Source organism: bacterium (assembly GCA_035419245.1).
Taxonomy (GTDB): Bacteria; Zhuqueibacterota; Zhuqueibacteria; order Residuimicrobiales; family Residuimicrobiaceae; genus JAKPUX01.
The window spans coordinates 24,396-43,931 of record DAOLSP010000007.1; the positions used below are offsets into that span (position 1 = coordinate 24,396).

General features: G+C 59.0%; 16 protein-coding genes. 7 read left to right on the forward strand and 9 right to left on the reverse strand.

Annotation, left to right across the window (positions count from 1 at the left end; translation table 11 throughout):
- Nucleotides 1-87 precede the first annotated feature (87 nt).
- Together PLH32_10450 and PLH32_10455 are read right to left on the reverse strand one after the other, a co-directional pair.
- Nucleotides 88-1,566, reverse strand: a complete 1,479-nt coding sequence (locus PLH32_10450) for a UDP-N-acetylmuramoyl-L-alanyl-D-glutamate--2,6-diaminopimelate ligase (protein ID HQJ65019.1) — start codon at nucleotides 1,564-1,566, stop codon at nucleotides 88-90.
- A gap of 67 nt (nucleotides 1,567-1,633) precedes the next feature.
- Entirely contained in the window at nucleotides 1,634-2,896 is a 1,263-nt protein-coding gene (locus PLH32_10455; GenBank protein HQJ65020.1) for an endonuclease/exonuclease/phosphatase family protein, read from the reverse strand.
- A gap of 208 nt (nucleotides 2,897-3,104) precedes the next feature.
- On the opposite strand from PLH32_10455, the gene PLH32_10460 reads away from it, so the two are divergent.
- Both PLH32_10460 and PLH32_10465 read left to right on the forward strand, forming a co-directional pair.
- Nucleotides 3,105-5,099 carry an amino acid permease gene (locus tag PLH32_10460; GenBank protein HQJ65021.1) on the forward strand — a complete coding sequence of 665 codons (1,995 nt, stop codon included), beginning with the start codon at nucleotides 3,105-3,107 and terminating at the stop codon, nucleotides 5,097-5,099.
- A gap of 82 nt (nucleotides 5,100-5,181) precedes the next feature.
- Complete coding sequence (locus PLH32_10465) at nucleotides 5,182-5,505, forward strand: hypothetical protein (protein HQJ65022.1); 324 nt, start codon at nucleotides 5,182-5,184, stop codon at nucleotides 5,503-5,505.
- Between the two features lie 59 nt (nucleotides 5,506-5,564).
- Here PLH32_10465 and pdxT read toward each other — a convergent pair whose 3' ends face one another.
- Nucleotides 5,565-6,146, reverse strand: coding sequence for a pyridoxal 5'-phosphate synthase glutaminase subunit PdxT (pdxT, locus tag PLH32_10470; protein HQJ65023.1), 582 nt, complete (start codon nucleotides 6,144-6,146; stop codon nucleotides 5,565-5,567).
- The gene (pdxS, locus tag PLH32_10475; GenBank protein ID HQJ65024.1) at nucleotides 6,147-7,031 is read right to left on the reverse strand and encodes a pyridoxal 5'-phosphate synthase lyase subunit PdxS; all 885 of its coding nucleotides are present in this window, start codon (nucleotides 7,029-7,031) and stop codon (nucleotides 6,147-6,149) included. It lies immediately after the preceding gene.
- A 172-nt stretch (nucleotides 7,032-7,203) separates the two neighbouring features.
- Here pdxS and asd point away from each other — a divergent pair, with 172 nt between their 5' ends.
- Nucleotides 7,204-8,094, forward strand: coding sequence for an archaetidylserine decarboxylase (gene asd, locus PLH32_10480; GenBank protein ID HQJ65025.1), 891 nt, complete (start codon nucleotides 7,204-7,206; stop codon nucleotides 8,092-8,094).
- Nucleotides 8,095-8,130: 36 nt separating this feature from the next.
- On the opposite strand, the gene PLH32_10485 is transcribed toward asd, so the two are convergent.
- The gene (locus PLH32_10485; protein HQJ65026.1) at nucleotides 8,131-8,601 is read right to left on the reverse strand and encodes a YdeI/OmpD-associated family protein; all 471 of its coding nucleotides are present in this window, start codon (nucleotides 8,599-8,601) and stop codon (nucleotides 8,131-8,133) included.
- A 163-nt stretch (nucleotides 8,602-8,764) separates the two neighbouring features.
- On the opposite strand from PLH32_10485, the gene PLH32_10490 reads away from it, so the two are divergent.
- The 4 genes from PLH32_10490 (at nucleotide 8,765) to PLH32_10505 (ending at nucleotide 14,068) form a co-directional block, all read left to right on the forward strand.
- Nucleotides 8,765-9,481: an HAD family hydrolase gene (locus tag PLH32_10490; GenBank protein ID HQJ65027.1), complete on the forward strand. Its 717-nt coding sequence runs from the start codon at nucleotides 8,765-8,767 to the stop codon at nucleotides 9,479-9,481.
- A gap of 88 nt (nucleotides 9,482-9,569) precedes the next feature.
- Entirely contained in the window at nucleotides 9,570-9,986 is a 417-nt protein-coding gene (trxA, locus tag PLH32_10495; GenBank protein HQJ65028.1) for a thioredoxin, read from the forward strand.
- Between the two features lie 156 nt (nucleotides 9,987-10,142).
- Complete coding sequence (locus PLH32_10500; GenBank protein ID HQJ65029.1) at nucleotides 10,143-12,386, forward strand: DUF5060 domain-containing protein; 2,244 nt, start codon at nucleotides 10,143-10,145, stop codon at nucleotides 12,384-12,386.
- Nucleotides 12,387-12,427: 41 nt separating this feature from the next.
- Nucleotides 12,428-14,068, forward strand: a complete 1,641-nt coding sequence (locus tag PLH32_10505) for a long-chain fatty acid--CoA ligase (GenBank protein HQJ65030.1) — start codon at nucleotides 12,428-12,430, stop codon at nucleotides 14,066-14,068.
- A gap of 23 nt (nucleotides 14,069-14,091) precedes the next feature.
- On the opposite strand, the gene PLH32_10510 is transcribed toward PLH32_10505, so the two are convergent.
- The 4 genes from PLH32_10510 to PLH32_10525 form a co-directional block, all read right to left on the reverse strand.
- Nucleotides 14,092-14,937: a hypothetical protein gene (locus PLH32_10510; GenBank protein HQJ65031.1), complete on the reverse strand. Its 846-nt coding sequence runs from the start codon at nucleotides 14,935-14,937 to the stop codon at nucleotides 14,092-14,094.
- On the reverse strand, nucleotides 14,934-16,190 hold the full coding sequence (locus PLH32_10515; protein HQJ65032.1) for a hypothetical protein: 1,257 nt from the start codon (nucleotides 16,188-16,190) through the stop codon (nucleotides 14,934-14,936). The genes PLH32_10510 and PLH32_10515 overlap by 4 nt, the downstream gene beginning before the upstream one ends.
- An 11-nt stretch (nucleotides 16,191-16,201) precedes the next feature.
- A complete protein-coding gene (locus tag PLH32_10520; GenBank protein ID HQJ65033.1) occupies nucleotides 16,202-17,200 on the reverse strand; it encodes a hypothetical protein in 999 nt (332 codons plus the stop codon).
- A gap of 125 nt (nucleotides 17,201-17,325) precedes the next feature.
- A complete protein-coding gene (locus tag PLH32_10525; GenBank protein ID HQJ65034.1) occupies nucleotides 17,326-19,509 on the reverse strand; it encodes a PBP1A family penicillin-binding protein in 2,184 nt (727 codons plus the stop codon).
- Nucleotides 19,510-19,536 lie beyond the last annotated feature (27 nt).

Consider the following 19,536-nt stretch of genomic DNA (forward strand, 5'->3'; position numbering starts at 1 on the left):
CAATAAAACCGCAGACCGCGGCGCAGCCTGTCAGCTGAGTTGAGTCGGATTTTCATTAAGGCCATCCTTCGCCGATGACGCGCAAGTTCATTTTTTGAGTAGTGCGGCCAGAGCGGCCTCGGCTTCTTCGCGGTCATTGAACGGAATCGTGCGGTCCATGAGGGTTTGGGTGGTCTCATGTCCCTTGCCGAGGATCATCACGATATCTCCCGCCTGCGCAGTGGTGATGGCGTGCTGGATGGCTTCGTGCCGGTCAATGATGCGGGTTACCTTGGCCGCATCGCATCCTGCGGTGATATCGTCGAGGATGGCTTCGGGATCCTCGGTGCGGGGGTTGTCCGCGGTGAGGATCACAACATCGCTGAAACGGGAGGCCACCCCGCCCATGATCGGGCGCTTCTCTTTGTCACGGTCGCCACCGCAGCCGAAGACCGTGATCAGCCGCCGCGGATTCAGCCCCCGCGCCAGTCCGAGTACGTTCTCCATGCCATCGGGTGTATGGGCATAATCAACCACCACCGTGAAGGGCTGCCCCAGGTCGACCATCTCCATGCGGCCGGCCACGCGGATCGGGCGCTCGAGGCCGCGTTTGATCACCTCAAGATCGATGCCTTCGGCAACAGCCGCCCCCACCCCGGCCAGGGCATTGTAGACATTAAAACGGCCGAGGAGGCGGGTCTCGATGTCGATGCTCCCCTGCGGCGTCTCGAGGATGTACCGGGTGCCGCTGATCCCGTAGTGGATCTCGCGTGCCATGATGTCGGCTGGCGAAAAGATGCCATAGGTCAGGACGTTGGCCCGGGTCGCCTCGACAAACCGCCCGCCATAGGGATCATCGATGTTGATGACGGCATAATCCTCCGCACCAAGCCAGCGGAATAGCTTGAGCTTGGCATTGAGGTAATTTTCCATGGTTTTGTGAAAATCGAGATGATCCTGAGTGAGGTTGGTGAAGACGGCGATGCGGAAGCGGCATCCCTGCAGGCGGTGGAATTCGATGCCGTGCGACGAGGTCTCCATGAAGCAGTAGGCAACCTTCTGATCCGCCATCTGACGTAGAATCGCCTGAAGATCGGGCGGTTCGGGTGTGGTATCCTTGGATTTGCGGATTTCGCCATTGATCTTGTAATAGAGGGTGCCGATCAATCCAACCCGGTATGGCTCGCTGAAAATGGACTCCATAACATGGGTCGTGGTGGTCTTGCCATTGGTGCCGGTCACACCGACCAGTTTGATCTGCTCGGAAGGAAAGCCGTAGTACCGGTTGGCAAGAAGGCCCAGGGCATAACGCGAATCCGGAACCACCACCTTGACTACCCCGGCAGGGACCGCGACCGGTTCCTGCACCACCACGCAAACCGCCCCCCGGGCGATGGCATCGCTGATCAAGGGATGGCCATCGGGAATTTCGATTTTGTCCAACTGTGTATAAATGGCAATGGCGACATAGATAAAGCCGGGTTCGATGCGCAAGGGGTCGTAGGCGACGCCCTTGACCTCGATGCCGGCGGGATCGCCGGTGACCTGCTTTTCCTGCAAATCGTTCAGGTAGTACTGCAGCTCCATGGTCCTCTCCTTGCGGTAATTAGAGTGCGGGACGGGCAAGAAAATGTAACCATATTTTTTCTGCCTGTCAATACAAAGTGAGACGCACCACCTGCGGCTTGTGGTCCGAGATGGCGAGCGGGATGACACGCGCCTCGAGAATGCGAAAATGGCGGCTGGCGAAGAGCTGATCAATACGCAAAAAATCGAAAAGGATAAAGCGCAGCCAATGGGGGACGCTGCCTTTGAGGTTGTATTGCCCCCAGGTCGTTCCCAAACCCCAGCCGGCGGTGGCGAAGGCATTCCGCAGCGTCGCCTCGAAGCGGCGGTACAGTGGACTGTTGGGCGTGTCATTGAAGTCGCCGGCGACGATGGTCGGCGCTTTGATCCGGCCCACCAGCTGCTCCAGTTGTTCGGCTTCGGCCATGCGGCGCTGATAGGCGAGGCGGGTCTGAGCCAGCGAACTCTCCAGCGTGCGCTTGCCGAAAATCAGCTGCAAAAAGGCGTGTCCGGCCGGGTACAAGTGACCGTTGAAGAGATGGACCTCCTCGCCGCGCAAGCGGATCACAGCATGGTTGATATTGGTGTGGCCGCTCATGTACGGCGTGCCCAGATCGATATTATGCTCCTCCGTGAACGGAATCCGGCTGAGGATGGCACCGCCATTATAATTCTCGAACCGATCCGCCCAGAGCTGATACGGGTAGAGATCGTCAAGCTTCCGCCGGAAGAGTTTCTGATCGCTCGAATTGATCTCCTGGATGAAGACCAGGTCGGGTTTCTCGCGCTGGATGAGTTCGAAGAGGGGCGCCCGCTTTTCTCCGTACAAGGTACTGGAGATGTTATAATCCAGAATCTTCAAATGACCCGGTCCAGCCTTGCGCAGCGACGGGAAAGAAGGGAAGAGCTGAGGCCCATAATTGAGAACCAGCCCCAGGCAGGCCATATAAAAGAGAAAATAATGGGCGCGGATACTGCGGCTGCGCCGGGCGTCGCGCACCGCCAGAAAGACCAGCAATCCGATCAGCAGAAAGAGCCAGCGAAAATAAAGAGGCAGATCCCCGAGCACCAGGATCCAGAACAGCAGCACTGCCGCAACCAGGGCTCTGCGCGCGATCCGGCGTGGCAGCTGGCGGAAGGCGAGAGCGCATACGTAAAAAGGCAAGGCCAGTCCCACCAAAAGCCACAGTGTGTCCTGGAGGAGGCTGGCCGCCATCTCCACAGTCGGGACACGCGGCAGAAAGAGCACCCGCAGATTGCCCCAGACCAGGGCTTCACCGGTCAGGACGACCACCCAGAACAAGAAAAGAAAGGATGCAAGAATTCGTCTGATGGATTGGAATCGATTCATAATTTTCAATTTAGTATTATTTTATTTTAGATAAAAGTCTTTTATGGCCCGGGCATGCATCCGGAGCGGGATCGAGGCAGGTGGAAACCAGCGGAGCGCGGCCGGGCGGGCCGCCGGCTCTCCCCGCAAAAATTCGAGAATTCTCTTGTTTCTTAATAATTTTGCCCTAACTTGTACCCCGTTCTTTAAACCATCCCAAGGAAACGGCATGAGTAACGATACGCTAAGGCATGTCCGCCAAGTCGCGCGCAGTATTTTCATCGGGGATGCCCGCAATCCCGAGGATCCCCACATCTTCCACAAGCTCACCCTGGTTGCCTTTTTCGCCTGGGTCGGACTCGGAGCAGATGGCCTCTCCTCATCCTGTTATGGCCCGGAGGAGGCTTTCCGCGCCCTTGGGAGCCATTTCTATCTTGGCCTTTTCGTCGCCCTCGGCTCGGTCCTGACCATCTTTGTCATCAGCGCCAGCTACTCGCAGATCATCGAACTCTTTCCTCACGGCGGTGGCGGCTACCTGGTCGCGAGCCGTTTGCTCTCTCCCAAAGTGGGTATGATCTCCGGATCGGCATTGCTGATCGACTACGTCCTGACCATCACCCTCTCGGTCGCCAGCGGGGCGGATGCCCTGTTCAGTTTTCTGCCGGCCAGCTGGTACACTTTGCGGCTGCCGTTTGCAGTGGCGGTTCTTGGTCTGCTCATCCTGCTCAACCTCCGCGGTGTCAAGGAATCGGTCGCACCGCTGGTACCGATCTTTTTGACCTTTTTGCTGACCCATGCCTTTGCCATCTTTTATGGCCTGTTCACCCATCTCGCCAACTTCTCCGAACTGGCGCAGACCACACTCCTCGACGTCCGGCGGTCCCATGCCGAGTTGGGCATGCTGGGCATGATTCTGCTGGTTCTTCGGGCCTACAGTATGGGCGCCGGCACCTATACCGGCATCGAGGCGGTCAGTAACGGCATGCCAATTCTGCGCGAGCCCAAAGTCCGGACCGCCAAGACCACCATGCGCTACATGGCCTTCTCACTCGCCTTCATGGTTATGGGACTGATGATCGGCTACATGCTCTTCCGCGTCGAACACCTCCCCGGCAAGACCCTCAATGCCATCCTCCTCGAGCAAATGGTCTCCGGCTGGCCGCATTGGGCCGGCCTCACCTTTGTCCTGGTCACCCTCTTTTCGGAAGCGGTGCTGTTGATCGTCGCCGCCCAGACCGGCTTTCTGGATGGTCCGCGCGTCCTGGCCAATATGGCGCTTGACCGTTGGCTGCCGAGCCGGTTCGCATCCCTCAGTGACCGGCTGGTGACCCAGAATGGCATCCTGATCATGGGCGGCGCCTCGCTGATTCTGATGGTGCTCAGCAAAGGTTCGGTCCGTCTTATGGTGGTGCTTTACAGCATCAACGTCTTTATCACCTTTTTTCTGTCGCAGCTGGGCATGGTGCGCCACTGGTGGCAGGTCCGCCGTTCAGAGCGGAGGTGGCTGCAGAAGCTGACGATCAATGGAATCGGCATGGTCCTGACCGGCTTCATCCTGATCTCTGTCGCCACCCTCAAGTTCGATGAGGGGGGTTGGATCACCCTGGTGGTGACCGGAGCCCTGGTCAGCGTGGCGCTGCTGGTCAAGCGGCATTATATTCGTACCGGAAACGAGCTCAAACGGCTCGATTCGCTGGTGGATTCAGTGGAACTCTCGCTCTCCCACCGGGAGGATGCAGTCAAACGGCCGCGCCGAAAACCCATCCGCAGTGCACGTACGGCGGTGCTGCTCACCAGCGGGTACAATGGCCTCGGCTTGCATACCCTCTTCGGAACGATGAAACTCCTCGGCAAGGAGTTCAGGAATTTCATCTTCGTTCAGGTGGGGGTGGTGGATGCTGGCGCATTCAGGAGTCCAGAGGAGATGGCCGAACTACGGGCGCACGTCAAGGGCGACCTTGACAGGTACGTCCACTATATGCAGAGTCAGGGCTATTACGCCGAGAGCATCCCCCTGATCGGCATCGATGTGGTCGAAGAGATCGTCCGCGAGGCGCCGCTGATCCAGGAGCGCTTCCCTGGGGCGGTCTTCTGCGGCGGCCAGCTGGTCTTTCCGACGGAACCGATGTTTTCGCGCTGGCTGCACAACTATACTGTTTTCAGTCTGCAGCGTCGCTTTTATTACCTGGGCCTCCCGGTGGTGCTCCTGCCGATCCGGGTCTAGCCGCCGCCCACGTTGAAAAAGCCGCTTGTGTTTTTCAAAAAAAGTGCGTATATGAAAGCAATCAAGCCATGGAGGTAGCGATATGCCGCACACCTATGAAGAACTCAAGACGAAAACGATCGCCGAGCTGCGCGAAATCGCCAAGGGTCTCGATAACGAAGCGGTTCAGGGCTACACCCAGCTCAACAAGGAGCATCTGCTGATCGCAGTCTGCAGGGCCTTGGGAGTCGACATGCATGCGCACCACAAGCACCATGAGGCTGCCGAAGCGCTTGCCAAGATGAAAAAAGAGGTCAAGTCGCTCAGGAAGCAGCGGGATGAGGCCCTTGCTGCCCATGATCACGTCGCCCTGAAGCGAATGCGGACGCGGATACGCCGCCTGAAAAAGCGCATTTCTCAGGCCTGAGACCCAAAAAGCCCGAAAAGGTCAACTTTCCGGGCTTTTTCACAGGGCAAAGATTCGGATCAGTCATGGAGGAAGCGGCTGACCTTGGACAGAAAATGGCGGTGAAACCGCGGATCATCGGTGAGTTCGGGATGGAAGGTGCTGACGAGGATATGCCCGTTTTCAGCGGCGACGGGATCGTTCCCATGCCAGGCGAGCGGTGTGACACCCGGTCCGCAGGTTAGGATCTTGGGTGCGCGGATGAAGACCCCCTCCATCTGGCCAGAGTAGCCGGCGATCTCGACGCGCAGCGTGTCGATGAAAGAATCGATCTGGCGGCCATAGGCATTGCGTTCCACCAGCAGATCAATCAGGTTCAGGGTCGCGACGGTATCGTCCTTCACCTCCCGGGCGAGCAGAATCAATCCCGCACAGGTGCCATAGATCGCCTTGCGCCGGCCGAACGTCCGCAAGGGGTCCCAGAGCCCGTGCTTTTGCAAGAGAATCATCATGGTGGTCGACTCGCCCCCGGGCAGGATCAGTCCATCGCAAGCCGCCAGCTCCGCTTCGGTTCGCACCAGCCGGCTCTCCTGCCCCAGTTTCCCGAGCATCTCCTGGTGTTTGGCATAGTCTCCCTGGATGGCCAAGACGCCGATGTGCATCTACCAGCCTCTCCCCGCCATGCGCTCATTCTCGGGAATTGAGGAGATTTCGAGCCCCGGCATCGCCTCACCAAGGCCCTCGGACACCCGGGCGATCAGGTCGAAATCAAGATAGTGGGTGGTGGCGCTGACGATGGCTTTGGCGCGCTGCGCCGGATCGCTCGACTTGAAAATACCGCTACCGACGAATACCGTCTCGGCGCCGAGTTGCATCATCAGTGAGGCGTCGGCCGGGGTGGCGATGCCACCGGCCGAGAAATTGGGCACAGGCAGCTTGCCAAGCTTCTTGACCTCGCGCACCAATTCGACCGGCGCACCGAGATTCTTGGCCTCGGTCACCAGTTCCTCATCGCCTAACCCCTGCAGCCGGCGGATGCCGCTCTGGACGCTGCGCATGTGGCGGACGGCCTCGACGATGTTGCCCGAGCCGGCCTCGCCTTTGGTGCGAATCATCGCGGCGCCCTCGGCGATGCGGCGCAAGGCCTCACCGAGATTGCGGCAACCGCAGACAAAGGGCACCTTAAATTTCCATTTGTCGACGTGAAACTCCTCGTCGGCTGGAGTGAGCACTTCGCTCTCATCGATGAAATCGACGCCGAGCGCCTCGAGTACCTGGGCCTCGGCGAAATGGCCGATGCGGCACTTGGCCATTACCGGGATAGTGACCGCCTTCTGGATCGCCTTGATCACGGTCGGATCGGACATGCGCGCGACGCCGCCATGAGCGCGAATATCCGCCGGGATGCGCTCGAGGGCCATGACCGCCACCGCGCCCGCCTCCTCGGCGATTTTGGCTTGCTCCGGCGTGGTCACATCCATGATCACGCCCCCCTTGAGCATTTCGGCAAGACCGATCTTGACCCGCATATTCTCTATGGTTTGCATAGGCTATCCTCTACAAGTTTATAATGATTCCATCCATAAAGTTAAACATTTTTTTTCAATTTATCAACAGCTCTTTTCCACAGCCCAGCACGGCGGAGTGGCAACGGGAGGACTATTCGCCTTGCAATTGTCCGCCGGGATGCGTATACTGAAAACAAAAGGAGATTCCAGGATGGCCGAACCCCTCTATTACTACCGTCGCGGCAGCGGCCAAAAAGAAGAAGAGATCATCCTCGGTGAACCCCTGATGCGTTGGGCCTACCACTCTCGTCCAGGCAAGATGCTAGGTGCTCTGCTTTTTCATCGGCCCTGGCTAAGCCGGCTGACGGGATGGCTGGCCGATACCCGCTGGTCGCGGCGGCAGATCGCCCGGGTAATCCGCGATCTTCGGATCGATACCGCCGAGTTTGCCGAGCCGCCGGAGACCTACCCCACCTTCAATGCCTTTTTCAGCCGCCGACTCAAACCCGATGCGCGCCCCTTCGCCGCCGATCCTCTCGCCCTCGCCTCGCCCGCGGACGGCCGGGTCCTGGTCTATCCCGCGCTGCAGGCGGAAACCCTCCTGCCGGTTAAGGGCCGATCCTTCACCGTCGATGCCCTGCTCGGCAGTAATGCGTCCCCCTTCCACAGCGGCAGCCTGGCGATCGTACGCCTCTGTCCGGCCGATTATCACCGTTTTCATTTTCCCTGCGACGGCCGCATTCTCGAGCAGAAGCGTATCCCAGGCCGTTTCCACTCGGTCAATCCCCTGATCTTGGCCCTCGGCATCGACGTCTTTGGTGAGAACCAGCGCGAAGTGGCCTTGCTGGAGAATGACCGGCTGGGACGGTTCGCTTTCATCGAGGTTGGGGCCTTCGGTGTCGGCCGCATCGTTCAGACCCATGCGGATCCGAGGTTCCGCAAGGGGGAAGAGAAGGGCTATTTCGAATACGGCGGCTCGACAATCGTGCTGGTCTTCCAGCCGGGCCGGATCGAGTTCGCCGCGGATCTGCTCGAGCATAGCCATGCAGGCTATGAGACCTTTCTCAAAGCGGGAGAGGAACTGGGGCGTGCGGCGCAATGAGGGTTTTAGGCCGCACCGGTGGTCTCCGGCTCGTGTCTATCGCGACTTGATGCCGCTCCGCAGCATCTCGAGGGCCTTGTCGAGGCGCGCTTGCCGTGTCTCGGGCTTTCGGGCCTCGGTGATCCAGTTGACGTACTCTTTCTGGTGGGTGTAAGAGAGGCTCTTGAAAAAGGCCGCAGCCGCAGGCTCGTCCGCCAGACGCCGGGCAAGGTCCTCCGGTACCGTAACCACGCGCGGGGAGAGGTCCTGCTCCAGTATGACATGTACGCTGTCGCCCGGTCCCTTGCCAATCGCCGCTCGCGCCGCCCTGGTCAGCCCGATGAAGTGACAGGGCTGGCCCATCCGCGCCAGGGAGCCGCGATAGAGATACCCATCAAAGGTGACCTGAACCTTCACCTGGCCGCGCGTGCCGAACTCCTGTTCCACATCCCAGGGAAATTCAATCCATCCGATGTCCTTCGTTTCATCGCCGCGGATCACGGCATCAAATTCATATTTTTTCGCCATAACGTCCTTCCGTTTCGGTTCCCACCCCCATAAACCGCAAAAGCGTAGAAATAATTCTTGCAATTCGCGGGGAAATAGAATACTTTTTACCACTGCGCTGTTTTATGACGAAACAGCCAACTTGTGCCCCGCAGGTGGGTAGCGCATTGTGCAAGGAGACGGGATGTACGACGCCATACTATTCGATCTGGATGGAACCCTGCTGGAACTGGACAATGATCTCTTCGTCAAGTCCTATTTCGGCGCCATGGCGCCCAAGCTCGCTCCCTGGTACCCCAAGGGGGAGTTCATGCCCATCATCCTGGCCGCAACGGAGGCGATGATGCAGTCCCGCGGCGACCGGGGGCTGCTCTGCGATGTCTTCCGTGAGGTCTACGATCGCCGCAGTCCGGTACCCTTCGCGACGCTCGAGCCGGTCTATGCGGACTTTTACCGCAATGAATTCGAAGCCGTACGGGTGCTCTCCCGACCGCTCCCGCTGGCACGCGACGTTCTGAAACAGGCTGTCGCCATTACCCCTCGCATCGCCCTCGCGACCATACCGATCTTTCCGCGCATCGCCATCGACGCACGGCTGGCGTGGGGCAACCTGGCCGACTTTCCCTTCAGCCTGATCACCAGCTTTGAGAACATGCACACCAGCAAGCCCAATCCCACTTACTATCTCGAAATCGCCCACCACCTCGGCGTGGCTCCGGGCGCCTGTCTTATGGTGGGCAACGATTACCGTGACGACATGTCCGCTAGCGCCGTAGGCATGGAAACCTTTCTCGTCCTGGATGGCGCCCTTAACGCCCACCTCGCTCATCAACATCCCCCCACCTATACCGGCAGCCTGGCCGAATTGCACGAATTCTTGCAACAACTCCGCACCAGTTGAATCCTTTTGCATTGCTCTGCATCCAATTCCTCGGAAGGACGCAAGTGCGCTCTTCCGGTATGGACCTTTTACCTGTAAAGGAGCATTCATGGCTACCACCCCTCTCACCATTGAAAATTTCCAGAGCACCATCGAGAATAACCCCATCGTCCTTATTGATTTTTGGGCTGGCTGGTGCGGCCCTTGTAAGATGTTCGCTCCAACTTATGAAGCGGTTTCCGCAAAGCACAGCGACATCGTTTTCGCCAAGGTGGACACCGAGGCGCAAGGAGATCTCGCTTCCCTCTTTGGCATTCAATCGATTCCGACGCTTGCCATCTTCCGCGACGGCATCCTTCTCTATCGCGAGGCCGGTGCTGTGCCCGAGGCAATGCTCGAGGAACTCATCGGCCAGGTGCGCAAGCTCGATATGGATAAAGTGCGCGCCGACATCGCAAAACAGGAGCAGGAACAGGCCCACGAGCATGACTGCGCCAGCTGCGCAGGCTGCGGCCACTCCCACTGATCCCCGGATTTCGTACGAGGGCGGGTCTCCCCGCCCTTTTTTTTTGCCCCGCCCTCACTCCGCTCATAGCATGATTTTTGCAACATTTTTAGACCGATCCAGCCCCAAAAGAATCATCCCGAATTTTTCATATCCAGCAGCGACAGTGAGGCAGCCATGAGAAAAATGCTACTATCTATCTGTATCTTAATATCTTATAACCAGGCCCACCCTGCCGCCACTTTGCGGCTCCTCAGTGACACCGTGCCCCTCTACGAGTTCGCCACCCTCTCCTGTGACGCCGGGAGGGACATCGCCAATCCCTTTATAAGCATAACGTTATCCGCTACCTTCATCTCCCCCGATGGCCGTTCCTTCACCGCCGAGGGCTTTTACAACGGCGGCCGCGACTGGCTGTTGCGCTTCATGCCCGACCGGACCGGGACCTGGAGCTTCTCGTGGTCCTTTGGCAGCGACATGGGCAGCGGGAGTCTCAACTGTGTATCAAAGCGAAACAACCATCTCCATGGACACATCCGCGTGGACGGGCACAAGCTCCGCTTCGACGACGGCACCGCCCTGCACTGGATCGGCGGCAAGTACATCGATTTCGACGATCCCTATTACTTGACAGCTGAGCACAAGAGCGTCCCTGAACGCTACGAACCCGCCCGCTACCTGCCTTTGGTCCACACCTACCTGCAAAACATCGCCGCCAAGGGGCTGAACGGCATCGTCCTCAAGTCGCGTGTCCTACCCCTCAACGACGAGGGGCAATCCATGGATCTCGGCTTTCTCGCCAACTTCGACCAGATCATGCAATGGTGCATGGATCTGGGCATCAACGTTCAGCTCAATTTATTCGACACCTGGGGCAAGCTCAAACCCGGCATCGCCATCGCCGGCAATCCGGACCCCCTCAACTTGATGCTGGAACCGCATTATCCCGGTACTTATGTGGAGGAGACCCGGTTCTTCATCCGCTACATGATCGCCCGTTATGCAGCGTATCCCAACACCCTGTGGGAGCTCTGGAATGAAGCGGAACGCCAGAAGGTTTCCGCCGCGGAAGCCTCCGCCCTCTATGCCGGCTACTTCAGCCAGTATGATCCCTATAGGCTCCCCATCAGCGCCTCCGAGATCCAGACCGCTGCTTATCCGCTCCAAATCACCTCGTTCCACGCTGGATTCAAGTGCGATCCCGCCGAGTGGAACTGGACCCATGAACGGACGGCCACCCCCTCTCTTTACAAGAAGTGGGTCAACTATGACGCTTACGGCTACCGTTACGGTCGCCCGATTCTCTGGAACGAGCTCTATCCCTTTGACGGCGTGGATGATGGCGGAGGCTATGCCACCAATTCGGCCGCTCATGACTGGTTCCGCGCCACCTTCTGGGGCAATTTCACCGCCGGCTGCGTCGGCACCAGCGAGTTCTGCTGGGCTCCGATCGACCAGGTGCCCAACAAGGTGACCGACTACCATAGTTACTTCGCCAAATTCCTGAGCTACCTCAAGGATTTCAACGCCCTCGAACCAGCCGACAGCGAGGTCGAGTGCAGCGCGGGCACGGCGACCCTATGCCGGAAGAAGGGCAAGGAGTATGTGATCTACCACTTCACCAAGAACCGGGGCAGTCAGACCACGATCAATGTCAAACTGCCGGCCGGAACCTATTACCATCAGTTTTATGATCCCAAAACCGGCGAAACCGTGAGCATCCGCGGCATGATCACCCGCGGCAGTGAAGGCTGGCAATCCTTTTACACGCCCTCCTTCAATCAGGATATCGTCCTTTATCTGATCGAAAGCAGCTATTACGGCGTCGTGACCCCTGTCGAACTGACGCATTTCTCCGCCGCGCGGAAGGAGGGCGTCATCGAACTGAGCTGGCGCACGACCTCTGAAAGCAGCAATTACGGCTTTGAGATCGAACGCGCCGACGCCGCGGAAGGGCCCTTCACCCTGGTCGGTTTCGTTGCCGGCAATGGCACCACGGCCGTCGCCCATGACTACAGCTGGCGTGATCCTGACGCCGGCCGCAGCCCTCTCTATTACCGTCTCATCCAGATCGATGCCGATGGAACCCGCCATGCTTCACCCGTGGTGACGGTGGCGGCCGCGGCGGTGACCGCACCCCGCGCCAGGCTCTACCCCAATCCCGGCCGCGGCGCGGTACATCTGCGCTTCCATATCGATCATCCGGATCAGATGCGCCTGACCATCTTCAATACCCTGCAGCAGATCGTCTGGCAGAGCCCTTGGCAGGATGGCACACCGGGAGAACATGAAATCCTCTGGAATGGCCGTACGCCCGCTGGCGTGCCAGCCGCATCCGGACTCTATTTTTATCGTCTGGAGATGCGCAATCCGGCACCGGAAAACGGAAAAATTGTTGGACGTTTCGTCTATACACCGTAAATTTGGAAAAGGGCTAATCCAACCAATGACGAGGTGTATCCATGAACCGACCGGACTGGAGTGCAACCGAGGCGTACGCCTATCCTCTGTTGATCAAGAACCTGCTCTTCGCCCCCGCTTGCTATAATCCCGACCAGGAGATCGTCTACAAGGGCGAGAAACGGTTCACCTACGCGCAATTCCGAGAACGGGTGCGCCGTTTGGCCGGAGCTCTGATTAAAATGGGGATCAAGCCGGGAGATACTGTCGCAGTGATGGACTGGGACAGCCACCGCTACCTCGAGTGTTTTTATGCGGTGCCGATGATCGGCGCTGTCCTTCATACCATCAACATCCGCCTCTCTCCTGAGCAAATGGTCTTCACCATCAGCCATGCGGAGGATACCGCTCTCCTCATCAACGCCGAGTTCCTGCCCCTGCTCGATCACATCAAGGGGCGCATTGATACCATCAAGCACTTTGTGCTGTTGAATGACAGCAGCACACCGCCGGATCACCCTTCCAACTTCACGGACGAGTATGAGCATTTCATCGCCGCAGCCGAACCGGTGGAAGAGTTCCCCGATTTTGATGAAAATACCCGGGCAACAACATTTTACACCACCGGTACGACCGGAATGCCCAAGGGGGTCTTCTTCTCACACCGCCAGCTCGTCCTGCACACCCTGAGTGGTCTGGTCTCACTCTCTTCCAATCCAGGCCAGGGCTCCTTCAACCGCGACGACGTCTACATGCCCCTCACTCCGATGTTCCATGTGCATGCCTGGGGCATCCCCTATATGGCCACGATGCTCGGGGTCAAGCAGGTCTATCCAGGCAAGTATGCTCCCGATACCCTTTTGAAACTGATCGATCAGGAAAAAGTGACCTATTCGCATTGTGTGCCGACCATCATGCACATGCTGCTCAAGCATCCCAGCAGCGAAGAGGTCGATCTCTCGCACTGGAAGGTGATCATCGGCGGCGCTGCGCTGCCCAAGGCCCTCTGTCTGGCGGCGATGCAACGCGGCATCGATATCTACTCGGGCTATGGCCTTTCAGAGACCTGCCCGATCCTGTCGATCTCGCAGCTGCGCCCGGAGGAAATGGCCCTGTCCGCGGAAGAGCAGGCGGCGCTGCGCTGCCGCACCGGCACTCCCTTTGCTTTGGTCTATATGCGCGTCGTCAACAGCCAATTCAGGGAGATCCCCGATGACGACCTCGCCTCCGGAGAAGTTGTTGTCCGCGCCCCCTGGCTCACGCCGAGTTACCTCAAGGATAAGGTCAATTCTGAAAAGCTCTGGGCGGGCGGCTGGCTGCATACCAGCGATGTTGCGGCACGCAACCACCGCGGCAGCATCCGCATCACCGACCGGCTCAAGGATGTCATCAAAGTGGGCGGCGAATGGCTCTCCTCCCTGGAGCTGGAAGATATCCTAATCAGCCATCCGGCGGTTTCTGAGGCAGCGGTGATCGGTCAGCCCAATGACCGCTGGGGCGAAGTGCCCCTGGCTTTCGTTGTCCGCAAGGAGAAAGAAGCTTTGACGGCCAAACAGCTGATCAGCCACATCCGCGAGTTCATTGACAAGGGGCTGATTCCCGGCGAGGCCATTCTGCTCAAGGTGCAGTTCATCGAGGCCCTGGAAAAGACCAGCGTCGGTAAGGTCAACAAGGTGGCGATGAGGGACAAGTATCTCAAGTAGGAGGGTCAAACCCTCGGCCGGGATCAGAAGCGCAGGGTTTGCAAGGGCAGAAGCAGGGAGGCGGCCAGGAGTTTTGATGTGAACTCCTTGTCGCTGCGCAGTGCGGCGCCGATCTCGATGCCGATCGGCAGAGGCAGGGTGGCCTGGGCGAGAAAAAGTTCGGGGACATGCGGCTCATCTTTATAGCCAACGCCGATCTCGAGGCGGCCGATCGGGCGCAGAACCAGGCCGGCCTGCCAGGTTAGGTTCTCCCATGCGGTGGTGCCATCATCGCCGGTGATCTGCTGCTCCAGCCACAGGGAGCGATGGAAGAGGGCGATCGCGCTGCCGAGCATGTAGCGGCGTGGAATGGTTCGGCCGTCGATGACCGGTTCGTTGCAGTCCAAGGCCAGTGCTGCGATTGTCAGAAACGGCAGCGGCTGAAAATGAAGACCGGCATCGATGCCGAATTGGTTGTCGATGTGGTGCGGGTATTCCAGAGAGTAGAGTTTGTTGCTGGTACCGATCGCCAGCACACGGCCGCCGACCGACAGATTGAGGCGGTAGATTCTGAGGGTCCGCTCGCTCCGGCCCGCTGCCAGCGGAAGCTGCTGGTAGGCAAACCCCAACCCCCCCATGCTCATGGCCGCGGCATATTCGTGATCCTTCCACTCCTTGTCGCCGATGCCCTGAACCCTGACGCCATCATCATTGGGTCTGGCGCTGAGCGCGCCCGGATTGAGCAGCATCGCTTCCACGCCCAGTTCATGGGTGAGGAAGGCGCCTTCCACCCAGGCCGCGCCCGGCTGATGCTGCGCGTGAGCCGCTCCGCACAGGACGAGCACGACCGCAGTCGTCCGGAGCGGATGATTTCCCCGTCTCTTCCTCAATAGAGCTGCGTCCCCACAGAAAGCGAAATACAGTTGTAGTCATCGGCGCTTGCGATGAAATGCATGCCGAAGGCTAATCCCACGCTCCAGCGAGGGTTGAGCGTCCATTCGAGACCCACCTCGGTGCCCAGTCCGAACCGGAATTTGGTGCTCTTCTCATCCGAATTTTGTTGCGGAAAAGAGGGATAGCTCTTCTTCAGACTGGTGTAGACGAGATGGGGTTCGAGGGCCGGCCGCAGGAAGAAGGTATAGGAAGGGCTCTCGGTCGGGAGAAAGTGGATGGGAAGCCCGAGTGAGAGGGTGTTCACCATCGCGCCGCCCTCGGCGGTCATCGATCCCGGCACATCGGTCACTTTGGCCAGATCCTGGTTCAGGGAGAAGAAGGCCATGCTCAGCTGTGCCGAGGCGAAGAGCGAAAAGGAGGTAAACTCTTTGAGTAAATAGCGGTTGCAATAGCCGACGGCAAAACCCGTTTTGTAATTCTCGCCGAAATCCGGGGCATAGCCGATGAAAAAGCTGTCCTGGTGCTGCTGGATATCGTAGCTGCGTTGCGTCCGTTCCGCCGGTGTGGAGGCAACGGCCAGGGCCGCGGGGGCACTCTCACGTGGTTCGACGGCACTCTTTTGCAGTTTCGGTGGTTTGATTGGTTTGACGGCCGCATGGTATTCAAGACTGCGCAGCTGCTTTTTATCGAGGGTCAGCCGGCCGATATTGGTCTCGAGGGTGACGGTGTTACGGTCCTCATTGAAGATATAGCCCTGCAGTACGTTGCCGGCCGTCAAACGCGCCGTGACTGGCTCGCCGCGTTCGGCATACTCGCTGTTGACGTATTCGATCAGCTTGACCTGCGTCTTGGGGATGGTCAGCCGGCCCCATTCGGTCTTGAGCAGAATCGAATCGAGGCTTTTACTGATCAAGGAGCCGTTCGCGGTCTCGCCGTTCAGGAGGTGGACCACAACCAGATCATTCAGCGGCTGCTGCTCCAGCGAATCGGCCGGCGTACCGGCTGCCCGCGCCTCCGGCCGCTGCAGGTAGAGCACCGATTCGATGGCGGCACGGCGGGTCCGGATCTGTCCGAGGTCGGTCAGTACCACAAGGTACTCCGGACTCTCCTCGATCAGCTCGCCCTCCATGGTTTTGCCGTTATAGAGGATAACCTTGACTTTATCGCCGGCCGCCTGGGCGGCCGAGAAGCAGAGCAGACCAGCCAGAGCGGCCGTTATGACGATCTGATAGGCATGCCTCATGATCACCTCAACCTCCCTTAGCGAACAAAAAAGGACCAGATTTCACTGGTGGAGTTGACATCCGGCTCCACCACAACCCCGCCCGAATGGACGCCGTTGCTTTTGCTGTAAGCCCCGATCCACCAGTAATAGAGCGACTGGCTCGAGAGTTTGCTCCCCGAATAGACCATCTGCTGGGCGGTCGTAACCTTGGAGGTCCAGATAATATTGGACAGCGGGGCCAGTCCGACGAAGACCTGATAGCCTACCGCATCAGCGACCGGCTGCCAGGTGAAAGTGAGCGCGCCGCTTTGGACCGTGCGGTTGCCCGGGCTGAGCAGGGCCACCTTGTCGAGGATGCGATCAAAATCCGCTGAACTGGCCACGCTGGCGCGGCCGCCGAGATCGACGCAGGTCACCCTATAATAATAGACAGATCCGGTGGTGACCTGCGTGTCGCGGAAGAGGCTGACCGCCGTGGAATCGACCAGGGTGGAAGCGTCGGCCTCAAAGGCCGGTTTGGTGCTGCGATAGACACGAAAATGACTCAGATCGCTGATGGTCGGGGGGATCCAGGTCACGCTGCATTCCACTTGATTGAGGCTGGCGTTGTTGTGTCCGTACACCACGACGGCGGTGGGGCTGGCCGGAGACGAAATATTGACCGGCCGAACATCAAGAATGCCGGAAGCAGCACTCTCGTTGCCGGCATAATCGCTGGCGGTCAGATAATAGTAATAGGTGGTTTCGTAGTCGAGGAAACGGTCGACATATTCGTTTTCCGTGAGCGTGGCGAGGGGGAGAAAAGAGACGGGCGAAGCGACGGCGCGGTAGATCGTATAGTGTTTGAAATCCTGCTCGCCGTTCGGCGCCCAGCGAAAGCGCGCTTCGCCATCGCCGCCGCCGAGCAGCATGAAGGTGGTTGGCGTAGCAGGCGGGGTCACATCAGCCGGTGCGGTGATTTTGCTGCAGGCAGGTAGGCCGAGGAGCGGCAGCACGACCAACCCAAAGACCCGGAAAAGCCGCTTTCTATTCATATTCTTGGCCCTGTAAGAATGGCAGAGGTTCTTCGAGATGCCCTGAACAGAAACAGCAGGATCGGAATCCCCTTTTATATAATACCCATAAAACAGTCCTTTGTCAATAAAAATCTCCGGGCTTGTCAATAGCGGACACGGCGTTTGTCGCGGTCGCGCCCCCGCCCGCCGACATGGATATTGCACGATTCCGTGGGCTGATATCGGACGTCGAACAGCTCCTCGACCACCTCCGGGCAAGCAGGACTGGCCAGCAGCTTGGTTTCGTTGCAGATGGCCAGCCGGACCACGCCGGCTGGCTGGCTCAGCCATTCCTCCGGCAGCCGCAGAGTGATGAGGGCATTCTTGATGGTCGTGACGGTGATGGGTAGCGCGGCAGCGGTGCCGGTCTGCTTGTTACCGAGCGTCAGGGCGGGATCATCATGGCCCACCCAGGTGCCGACCACCATCTGCGGGGTGAAGGTGATGTACCAGGCATCGGTGAAATCGTTGGTGGTGCCGGTCTTGCCTCCGGCGGGCCGGGTGAATCCGTACTGGGAGACCGCTTGGGCGCCGGTGCCGGCTTGGGCGACCGTCCGCAGCATGTCGGCCATAATATAGGCGGTCTCCTCGCGCAAGACCCCTTTGCTCTGCGGACTGTTCTTTTGCTGGAGATTGCCGTACTTGTCCTCGACCCGCAGGATCCCGAAAGGCTGGACCAGCACACCGTGGTTGGCGAACACCCCGAAGGCTGAGATGAGTTCCATCGGGATGACCCCGCACGAACCGAGCGCCAGCGCGTCGACGGCGTCCAGCGGCGTGGTGATGCCGAGATTGCGGGCATATTGAACGACCTGGCGCGGCGGCACGTCTTCCTGAACCAGCCGGGTCGTGACCAGATTGAGCGAACGACGCAAGGCCTCGCGCAGGGTAGTCTTGCCGCTGATCGATTCATCGAAATTATGCGGGGTCCAGCGGGTGCCGTCGGGCAAATCGACCACGACCGGCTGATTGAGTTTTTCGTAACAGGGCATGTAGCCATTGTCCACAGCGGCCGTATAGACAATCGGCTTGAAGGCCGATCCCGGCTGGCGCCGGGACTGGACCGCGCGGTTGAACTTGCTCTCGCTAAAATCCCGGCCGCCGATCATGGCGAGAATATGGCCATTGCGGGGGTCGATCGCCACGAGCGCGACCTGCACCGCAGCGCGCTCGTTGAGCACCGAGTCGACGAAGGCCTTGCGCGTAAGCCAGCGCTCCACCGTATCCTCCTGCAGCTGCTCAGGCGAGAGGAATTTTTGCAGGATCTCCTTCTTGCGCAGATTACGGTTGGAGACCTCCTGCACCTTGGGCAGGTAGGTGCGCACGGCCTCTTCCGCGCAAGCCTGCACGCGGGAATCGAGGGTGGTGTAGATGTTCATCCCGCTCTTGTAAAGATCCCAGCCATAGTCCTTCTGCAGATTCTGACGCAACCACTCGGTGAAATAGGGGGCAATGCCTTCCAGCTCTGAACCCGTACGTGGCTTGACCCCGAGAGGCGAAGCGATCGCCTCACGGTATTGAGCCTCAGTGATAAAACCCTCGTCGCGCATCCGGTAAAGCACAATCGTGTTGCGCCGCTTGAGGGCGCGATTCGGGTAGCGGATCGGATTCCAGTAAGCCGGCCGTTGCAGGCTGGCCGTCAGCAGCGCACATTCAGGCAGGGTCAGATCGTGCGCCCGCTTGCCGAAAAGATACTGGGCCGCCGCTTCAACGCCATAGGTGCCGTGCGCGAACGACATGTGGTTGAGGTACATCTCGAGAATTTCAGGCTTGGTATAGGTCCGTTCGATCTGGATCGCGGTCATCCATTCCCGGATCTTGCGCGTCATCGTTTTCTCCGGCGTCAGGTAGAGCCGCCGGGCGAGCTGCTGGGTGAGCGTGCTCGCCCCCTGTTGCTTGCTCAGGGTGAAGATATCGAAGAGGATGGCGCGGACAAAACGCAGCGGCCGGATGCCCCAGTGGTCGTAAAAGCGGGCATCCTCAGTGGCCAACACCGATTTGATCATCATCTCCGGGATCTCGGAAATCGGGATATAGAACCGGCGTTCGGTGAAAAACTCCTTGATGAGGACGCCGTCCGCCGAGTAGACCTTGGAAGCCAGTTCGGGATTATAGTTCTCCAACGTATCCAGCTTGGGCAGACTCATGCCGAGGTAGACCAGCCAGGCCAGCAAAAAAACCGCCAGGACGGCCAGAACGCCCAGAATCCGTTTCCAGCGCTGCTTGGCGGGCATCGCCGTCAGCCTGCGCTTCATGTCGGTCATGATGGAGGTATGCTTGATCGTCATTGTCCAGCCTGTTGATGTAAGAACGCC

Bases quoted from the DNA above. Each gene is read 5' to 3' on its own strand.
- PLH32_10460 (HQJ65021.1), top strand. From the start codon at position 3,105: ATGAGTAACGATACGCTAAGGCATGTCCGCCAAGTCGCGCGCAGTATT.
- pdxS (HQJ65024.1), bottom strand. From the start codon at position 7,031: ATGCAAACCATAGAGAATATGCGGGTCAAGATCGGTCTTGCCGAAATG.
- trxA (HQJ65028.1), top strand. From the start codon at position 9,570: ATGGCTACCACCCCTCTCACCATTGAAAATTTCCAGAGCACCATCGAG.
- PLH32_10450 (HQJ65019.1), bottom strand. From the start codon at position 1,566: ATGGAGCTGCAGTACTACCTGAACGATTTGCAGGAAAAGCAGGTCACC.
- PLH32_10465 (HQJ65022.1), top strand. From the start codon at position 5,182: ATGCCGCACACCTATGAAGAACTCAAGACGAAAACGATCGCCGAGCTG.
- PLH32_10525 (HQJ65034.1), bottom strand. From the start codon at position 19,509: ATGACGATCAAGCATACCTCCATCATGACCGACATGAAGCGCAGGCTG.
- PLH32_10485 (HQJ65026.1), bottom strand. From the start codon at position 8,601: ATGGCGAAAAAATATGAATTTGATGCCGTGATCCGCGGCGATGAAACG.
- PLH32_10500 (HQJ65029.1), top strand. From the start codon at position 10,143: ATGAGAAAAATGCTACTATCTATCTGTATCTTAATATCTTATAACCAG.
- asd (HQJ65025.1), top strand. From the start codon at position 7,204: ATGGCCGAACCCCTCTATTACTACCGTCGCGGCAGCGGCCAAAAAGAA.
- PLH32_10520 (HQJ65033.1), bottom strand. From the start codon at position 17,200: ATGAATAGAAAGCGGCTTTTCCGGGTCTTTGGGTTGGTCGTGCTGCCG.
- PLH32_10505 (HQJ65030.1), top strand. From the start codon at position 12,428: ATGAACCGACCGGACTGGAGTGCAACCGAGGCGTACGCCTATCCTCTG.
- pdxT (HQJ65023.1), bottom strand. From the start codon at position 6,146: ATGCACATCGGCGTCTTGGCCATCCAGGGAGACTATGCCAAACACCAG.
- PLH32_10490 (HQJ65027.1), top strand. From the start codon at position 8,765: ATGTACGACGCCATACTATTCGATCTGGATGGAACCCTGCTGGAACTG.
- PLH32_10455 (HQJ65020.1), bottom strand. From the start codon at position 2,896: ATGAATCGATTCCAATCCATCAGACGAATTCTTGCATCCTTTCTTTTC.